Here is a 6,809-nt window from a genome sequence, read left to right as displayed (position 1 = left end):
GTACCCACCGGGACGTGGGGCGGTCAGCGCACCCAGGTACCGGTGAGGGCCTGGACGGCGGAGCCGTCGAGGTCGGCGAGGGTGGTGGCGACGAAGTCGCGGGCCCACTGCGAGGTCTGGATGCGGAAGGGCGGGCGGGCAGCGGTCAGGGCGTCGACGATCGGGGCGGCCGCCTCGGCCGGGGTCTGGGCGTTGCCGAACGACTGCCGGGTGCGGGTGATGTAGGCCTCGAGCGCCGGGCCGTAGGGCCCGGCGGCGGCGAGCAGCGTCGGGACGTCCAGGCCGAGATTGGCGACGAACTCGCTCGCCACCGCGCCCGGCTCGACCACGGTGACATCGACGCCGACGGTGGCGGCCACCGGCGCGAGGGACTGCATGAAGCCCTCGACGGCGAACTTGGCCGCGCAGTACGCCTCGTTGAAGGGCTGACCGACGACGCCGCCGACGCTGGTGACGGTGATCACCCGGCCCTTCGACGCCCGCAGGTGCGGCAGGGCGGCCCGGGTCACCGCCACCACGCCGAAGAAGTTGACCTCCATGGCCGCGCGGACGTCGTCGACGCTGCTCTGCTCGATGGTGCCGACCTGGGCGGCGCCTGCGTTGTTGACCAGCGCGTCCAGGCGGCCGTGCTCGGCGACGACCTCGTCCAGGCAGGCGGTGATGCCGGCGGAGTCGGTCACATCCAGACGCTTGACCTGGATCCGGTCCGCGACACCCGCCTCGGTGGCGGCCTTGAGCAGGGCCTCGGCCTTGCCGGTGTCGCGCATGGTGGCGATGGTCGCCCAGCCCGCCCGGGCGGAGCCGATGGCGGCGGCCAGGCCGATGCCGGAGGACGTACCGGTGATCAGAACCGTCTTCGGGGAGGTCATGTGGGGTCTTCCTTGCCTGGGGATCACAACGGGCCGATGCCCGTAACCGGGGAACTCCCCAGTTATCTGCGACGGTAACCGGGGAACTCCCCGGTTGTCCAGCTAGACTGGTGCCCTGACGAAGGGAGCAGCCTTGACCACCAAGCCGAGCGTGTTGCGCGCGGATGCCCGCCGCAACCGGGAGCGCATCCTCGAAGCGGCCGTGCGCGCCTTTTCCGAGAAGGGCCCGGACGTCGCGATCGACACGATCGCCAAGGCTGCGGGCGTCGGCTCGGCCACGCTCTACCGCCACTTCCCCACGCGCGAGGCGCTGGTCGAGGCGGCCTACCGCAATGAGCTGGCCCGTGTCTGCGACAGCGCCGCGAAGCTGCTCGCCGAGAACCCGCCCGACCGCGCGATGCGCCTGTGGATGGACGACTTCATCGACTACCTGGCTGCCAAGCAGGGCATGGCGGACGCGCTGCGGGCCGCGGTCGCATCCGGTGCGGACCCCTTCGCCGAGACCCTCGACAAGCTCGGCACCGCGCTCGGCACCCTGCTGCGCGCCGGGGCCGACGCCGGTCTCCTGCGCCCGGACATCGACCCCTTCGATGTCGGCTTCAGCCTGGCCGGCGTCGCGCTGATCACCAGCGCGCCCGACCAGCGCGAACGGGCCGGCCGCCTCCTCGACCTGCTCCTCGACGGCCTCCGATACGGAGCGGACGGACCGGCGTCCAGTTCGTGACCCGGCTCCGCCCGCGTTCACCGCCCACGCCCTTGCGCAGCATCTGCACGCCGGACCTGGCCATGGCCCGCGAGGAGATCAAAGGGCTTCACGCAGAACGCGATCAGCACCGCGGCGCCATGCGGCAGCAGCCCGGACAACAGCTCGACCAGATCAGCAACAGGAAACCGGCCGAACGGATCACCGAACTCACGGAGGCAAACAGGAAGCTCGGACACGAGCTGGCCCGGCTCCGGCCATTCACCGGCCACGTCCAGGAACTCGAGCGAGACCTGGCAGCGACCCGCACGAGCCTGCGACAGAATTCGGTTGCAGCGGAACCACGTGCCCGGTGAGGTAACAACATGGACGGTGCCACGGAGCAGGAGCAGGAGCGACGGCAGGCGGAGTCCAAGGATTCACCCGGCAGCCGGCTCCATGGCACAGGTCAGCGGTGCTCTTGGCCCTGATGCTGGCCGCCTTCGCCTTCAACACGGCGGAGAACTTGCCGGTCGGCCTGCTGGAGCTCATATCCGGCAGCCTTCGGGTGCCGGCGTCAGCGGTCGGCCTCCTGGTCACCGGCTATGGCGTGACGGTCGCCCTGGCCTCTCTGCCACTTGCCCATGCCACGCGGACCGTGCCCCGCCGGCACGCGCTCACAGGACTACTCACCGCGCGGTCCTGTCCAGTGCCGTCGCGGCACTGGCCACCTCCTACTGGCTACTCCTTACCGCGCGGCTGCTGACCGCGCTCGACCAGGCCCTGTTCTGGGCCGTGATGGGGCCGGTCGCGGTGGGCCTGTTCGCACCCGAGCTCCGTGGGCGTGTGGTCGGGGCGCTGTCCATCGCCGGTTCGCTCGCCCTCGTACTCGGAGTTCCTGCCGGCACCTGGGTGGGCCGGCAGAGCGACTGGCTCGGGCCGGTGTTCATGGTCGCCCAGAACCAGATGCTGCACTGCGCGCCGGGCCGCACCGACATCGCCCTCGCGGCCAACTCCGGCGCCTACACGCCGGCATTGCGGCTGGCGCCGCACTCGGGGCGCTGGTCCTGCCGCTCGCCGGGGTGCGAGGCACATTCCTCGCCGGCGGGCTGCTGACCGTCGGGGCCTGCGCAGTACTAGTCGGTGGCCGGCTGCTGCCTGGAAGCCCGCACCAGCGCTCCCGCGGCCGGTTTTCGGTTGCCGACGTGCGTCGACGAGACTGACCTCACCGTCCCTTGGCCAGTCACGCTGCTCTGACCTGGGAAGACAGGCCCCGGGATCTGGACAAGCATGCTCATCGAGCCGAAGGTGATCACGTTGGACCGGGCCGCTCTCGCCGGAGTGGTCACCGGTGCCGCGGATGCAGATGCGGGCGGCAGCATGCTCCTCGGCGTCCGCGTCGTGGGACTGGGCGTGAGTACTGCACGGGCCATGGAAGAAGGGGCAACGGGAAGCGCGGCTTCCAGCGCCGCAGACGAAGCCGCCGACGACGACGCCGGCGTAGTCGCTGCCAAGCGCGCCACCGCGCAAGAGCATGCGACGGAGGCAAACGCCGAAGCGGCCAAACCGAGCAGGCCGGGAGTAGGGAACCCCGACATCACGAAGCCCTGCTCCGCAGGGCTGGTCTGCTCCCCATGTGGTGTGTCGCGGCACATGGGCGTCCAAGGCCGTGGCTGAGTCCCGCAGTTGCGGGCGGGCGACGTGGTGTCAGGCCCGGACATCGCACCGCTCATTCTGAGCGCCTCGCTGGCCGACCGGCCGGCACCTTCGCGCGGTGGCCATCGACCATGCGGTCGAGTTCAGCTGACGGAAGAACCGCGGCGTGGCCTCCCAAGCCCTGGTTGCAGAGGAGTTGTCTGCGGAGGGCTGCCGTCGGGGGGCTTCTTCGGCTTCTTGACGGTACCCGATCAGATCGCGTAGTACTTCACTATGAAGCACGTAACTAATCACGGACAGCTCGCCCACACCGGGGATGGATTGCTGTACGACCCTCAAGTCCGCGAGGCCACGGCCGAGTTCATGGCAGGGGGCGACACCCTGCGCTTGGAGGCGGCTGCCGCGGCGCGCGCCGCGCACAGGTCCGTTGAGCGGCTTCGCACCCACGGATCGGAAGGCCGTGGTCTCAGTGCGGGAGCCAGCGATGTCCTGATCCGGCTGCGCACGCTCGGCGAAGCCGGGGCGAATCTCGGCGACCTCGCCCGTTCCGCAGGCATGACCCCCCGCAACGCCACCGGTCTGGTCGACACACTCGAACGTGAAGGCCTCGTCCGTCGCGACCCCGACCCCGATGACCGCCGGTCCGTCCTCGTCCGCATCACTCCCGCCGGCTTGACATGGCTGGACGCATTCCGGACACCGACCCAGCGGGCGATGGCGGCACTGTTCCACGGATTCACCGACACCGAACTGCACCAGCTCCGCCATCTGTGCCTGAGGCTTGTTCAGAACCAGCAGCGCATCGCCACCCACCTCGCTGCCACCGAAGGGGGCGACCTGTCATGACGGCGGCCACAACACGCACCACCGTCCGCGCCTACCACCAAGCCCGGTTCCACGGCGACATCCCGGCCGCGGCCCGAACTCTCAGCGAACCCTTCCACTTCCAAAGCCCCCTGCTCACCTCCGACAGCACGCACCAGCACCTCAGCGGCCTGGACGCGTTCCTGGGAATCGTGACCGGCGTCGATCTGGTCAGCGAACTGTACGGCGAGACCGAAGCGACCTTGGTCTACGACGTCCCCACCTCGGTCCCGGCCATCGGCACTCAACGCACCTCCGAACACTTCCACCTCACCAACGGCCGCATCGACACCATCCGCCTGATCTTCGACGCCACCCCCTGGCACGGGATCATGCAGGCAGCCATCCCCTCTTGAGTGATGTCCGGGCAGGCATGCCTACCTGCGCCGGCCCCACGCCCATACCCGCCAGAGCGGACGCCCCTTCGCAGCCTCACCTTGAACGCGATGGGGCCCTCGCATCACCTTCGCCAGAACAGGTGGTGTGTCACGCCACTCGGGCTGGGTACGACCTCCAGGTGGAACCGGTCGAGGAGCTCATCGGGGGACTCCCAGAGTCGCAGTCCGGGACCAAGCTTTACCGGCGAGACCGCCACATGCATGGTGTCGACGAGGTCGGCTTCGAGGAACTGCCGGATGGTGGTGACCCCGCCGCCGAGTCGGACGTCCTTGCCCTGCGCGGCTTCCCGCGCCCGTTCGAGGACCGTGGCCGGGTCACCGTCGACGAAGTGGAACGTGGTGTCGGAGAGCGTGAACGACGGACGCGCGTGGTGGGTCATGACCAGCACCGGAGTGCGGAACGGGGGCTCCTGGCCCCACCAGCCGCGCCACTCATGGTCCTGCCAGGGCCCGCGCTGGGGCCCGAACTTGTTGCGGCCCATGATCTCGGCGCCGATGTTGCGCGCGAAGTCTCGCGTGAAGTAATCGTCAAGGCCGCGGCTCCCCCCGGACTCGGTGCGCATGGGCCAGCTAGCCGTGGCTCCGGCCCAGGCGAACAGCCTCTCTGGATGGTCCAGGCCGAACGGCCGCTCAAGGCTCTGGTGCTGACCGGCACCGATTCCATCGCTCGAGACGTTGAAGTTCATGACTCTCAGCAGTTGGTCCACGGTTTCCCTCGTCAGGTCGTGTCGCGTCACCGTGCAGCTGTGCCGCCGCACATCATGACGTCGAACGGGACGTGGGCGGATCGACAGCGGCCCACACCTTTTTTCCAAGGCGTGTCCGGAAGGGGCCCAGGCACCACACCGGACGTCACCCCCAACCAATCGCCAGCCTGGCGAACTCATGCGGTCAGAGCACTAGCGGGTGGACCCTGGCAGCTCCTGAACGGCGTCGATCACGCTGTCCACCACCTCGGTCACCGGCTTGGACGCATCGATGATCGTCGCGCCACGGTTTTCGTGGATCGCCCGCATCCGAGGATTCCACTTCAGGGCCGCTGCGAGTTCTTCGGGATGTTGACCGAATGCGTTCGTAGTGCGGGTCGCGAGCCGGTGGCGGAGGGTGTCCTCGTCGATCACCAGGCACACGACGAGGTCGAAGAGATCGCGGACGTCCGCCTCGTTCTCCGCCGAGCCGCACAAGAACGCGATGCGGAAACGAGACTCCTCGGCGAGCGTCTGAACGCGCTCGCGGACGATTGCCCATCCGTAACGATCGAGCCAGCCCCCGGGAACCGGATACGGGGGATCCATCACGACCTCGCCCCTGCCTCGGTCGACCCAGCGACAGAAGCCGTCCTCGTCGGCGTCGAACGCGAGGTGGCCACGCGCTCGCAACACCCCGCAGACCGTGGACTTACCGGTCCCTGAATTGCCCGTCACCCACACCAATGTCACGCCGCCAGCGTAGACATGACCACCGCGGACCAGTGATGCTGTCGCCGCGATCCGGCAAGGTGCAGCCTCGACCGAGTGACTGCTCTGGCACAGCCCATGTGACAGCCGTGGTGGTCCCTCTCGACCGCGGGCACCCGGGCGAGAATGACCACCGGCCTCATGCCCACGGCTGACGCTCGGGCACGAGCGAAGCGTCACGCAGGCGGCGCGGTGAGTTTGACGGCCACGGCGTCGAGGACCCAGTCCAAGCCGGTCGCGAAGGATGTCTCGGCGTCCACATCCGTGCCGTCGTACACCGCCTTGGCCAGCGCCGGGAAGCGGCCCGTGGCCAACATCCTCGTCACATGCGGGCCGGAGGCGCGCTGCCAGTCGAGCTTGGACAGGCCCGTGGTGCGCTCGGCCCGCAGGTTCGCGATCTCGCGCCTGATCGCGCCGGTGAAGTAGGCGCTGACCGTCTCCACCGCGCGCATGACGGTGTCGATGTCGGTGAGGCCGTCGAGGGCGGCCAGTGTGGCCTCGGTCACGGCGAGGCCGTTCGGGCCCAGGGTCGGGCGGCCGCCGAGCAGGTCGGCCAGCCATTCGTGACGGAGAGCGGCCTGCCTGGTGCGGTGGGCGAGGATGCGCAGCGCTTCCCGCCAGTCCCCGGGCTGTTCCTCGGGAAGAATCTCGGCCTGGACCTCGTCCACCATGAGGTCGAACAGCTCCTCCTTGGTGGAGATGTATCCGTACAGCCGCATCGGGCCGGCGTTCAGCCGGGCGGCGACCTTGCGCAACGACACCGCCTCCAGCCCGCCCTCGTCGGCCAGGGCGATGGCGGCGCTGACGATCCGCTCCCGGTCGAGCGGCACGGGGCGAGTCGGCGGTTCCGGCCGGTCCCAGACAGTCATGATGACATCGTACT

9 protein-coding genes and 1 pseudogene are annotated in these 6,809 nt (G+C 69.3%); 6 read left to right on the top strand and 4 right to left on the bottom strand.

Annotation, left to right across the window (positions count from 1 at the left end):
• Positions 1 to 23 precede the first annotated feature (23 nt).
• Complete coding sequence (locus ABB07_RS38280; protein WP_208903022.1) at positions 24 to 869, bottom strand: SDR family oxidoreductase; 846 nt, start codon at positions 867 to 869, stop codon at positions 24 to 26.
• 133 nt (positions 870 to 1,002) lie between these two features.
• Between ABB07_RS38280 and ABB07_RS38275 the strand changes: the two genes are divergently transcribed.
• The 6 genes and pseudogenes from ABB07_RS38275 to ABB07_RS38250 all read left to right on the top strand — a co-directional run bounded on the left by ABB07_RS38275 (position 1,003) and on the right by ABB07_RS38250 (position 4,427).
• The gene (locus ABB07_RS38275; protein ID WP_208903021.1) at positions 1,003 to 1,593 is read left to right on the top strand and encodes a TetR/AcrR family transcriptional regulator; all 591 of its coding nucleotides are present in this window, start codon (positions 1,003 to 1,005) and stop codon (positions 1,591 to 1,593) included.
• A gap of 62 nt (positions 1,594 to 1,655) precedes the next feature.
• Positions 1,656 to 1,928, top strand: a complete 273-nt coding sequence (locus ABB07_RS38270; protein WP_244189674.1) for a hypothetical protein — start codon at positions 1,656 to 1,658, stop codon at positions 1,926 to 1,928.
• 113 nt (positions 1,929 to 2,041) lie between these two features.
• A pseudogene (locus tag ABB07_RS38265) lies at positions 2,042 to 2,774 on the top strand (MFS transporter).
• Positions 2,775 to 2,841: 67 nt separating this feature from the next.
• Positions 2,842 to 3,228: a hypothetical protein gene (locus tag ABB07_RS38260; protein WP_208903020.1), complete on the top strand. Its 387-nt coding sequence runs from the start codon at positions 2,842 to 2,844 to the stop codon at positions 3,226 to 3,228.
• Between the two features lie 252 nt (positions 3,229 to 3,480).
• The gene (locus tag ABB07_RS38255) at positions 3,481 to 4,053 is read left to right on the top strand and encodes a MarR family winged helix-turn-helix transcriptional regulator (protein ID WP_208903019.1); all 573 of its coding nucleotides are present in this window, start codon (positions 3,481 to 3,483) and stop codon (positions 4,051 to 4,053) included.
• Positions 4,050 to 4,427, top strand: coding sequence for a hypothetical protein (locus ABB07_RS38250; RefSeq protein ID WP_208903018.1), 378 nt, complete (start codon positions 4,050 to 4,052; stop codon positions 4,425 to 4,427). The genes ABB07_RS38255 and ABB07_RS38250 overlap by 4 nt, the downstream gene beginning before the upstream one ends.
• A 104-nt stretch (positions 4,428 to 4,531) precedes the next feature.
• Here the strand turns inward: ABB07_RS38250 and ABB07_RS38245 are convergent, their stop codons facing one another.
• The 3 genes from ABB07_RS38245 to ABB07_RS38235 all read right to left on the bottom strand — a co-directional run bounded on the left by ABB07_RS38245 (position 4,532) and on the right by ABB07_RS38235 (position 6,795).
• The gene (locus ABB07_RS38245; RefSeq protein WP_208903808.1) at positions 4,532 to 5,176 is read right to left on the bottom strand and encodes a dihydrofolate reductase family protein; all 645 of its coding nucleotides are present in this window, start codon (positions 5,174 to 5,176) and stop codon (positions 4,532 to 4,534) included.
• A 192-nt stretch (positions 5,177 to 5,368) separates the two neighbouring features.
• Positions 5,369 to 5,908 (bottom strand): AAA family ATPase, encoded by a 540-nt coding sequence (locus tag ABB07_RS38240; RefSeq protein WP_208903017.1) that lies wholly within the window; start codon positions 5,906 to 5,908, stop codon positions 5,369 to 5,371.
• Positions 5,909 to 6,102: 194 nt separating this feature from the next.
• Positions 6,103 to 6,795, bottom strand: a complete 693-nt coding sequence (locus ABB07_RS38235; RefSeq protein ID WP_208903016.1) for a TetR/AcrR family transcriptional regulator — start codon at positions 6,793 to 6,795, stop codon at positions 6,103 to 6,105.
• Between the last annotated feature and the right edge of the window lie 14 nt (positions 6,796 to 6,809).

The organism is Streptomyces incarnatus (assembly GCF_001027185.1).
GTDB classification, from domain to species: Bacteria; Actinomycetota; Actinomycetes; order Streptomycetales; family Streptomycetaceae; genus Streptomyces; species Streptomyces puniciscabiei.
Note: the sequence above shows the minus strand (reverse complement) of the source record. Positions and strands in the feature narration are given on the sequence as shown.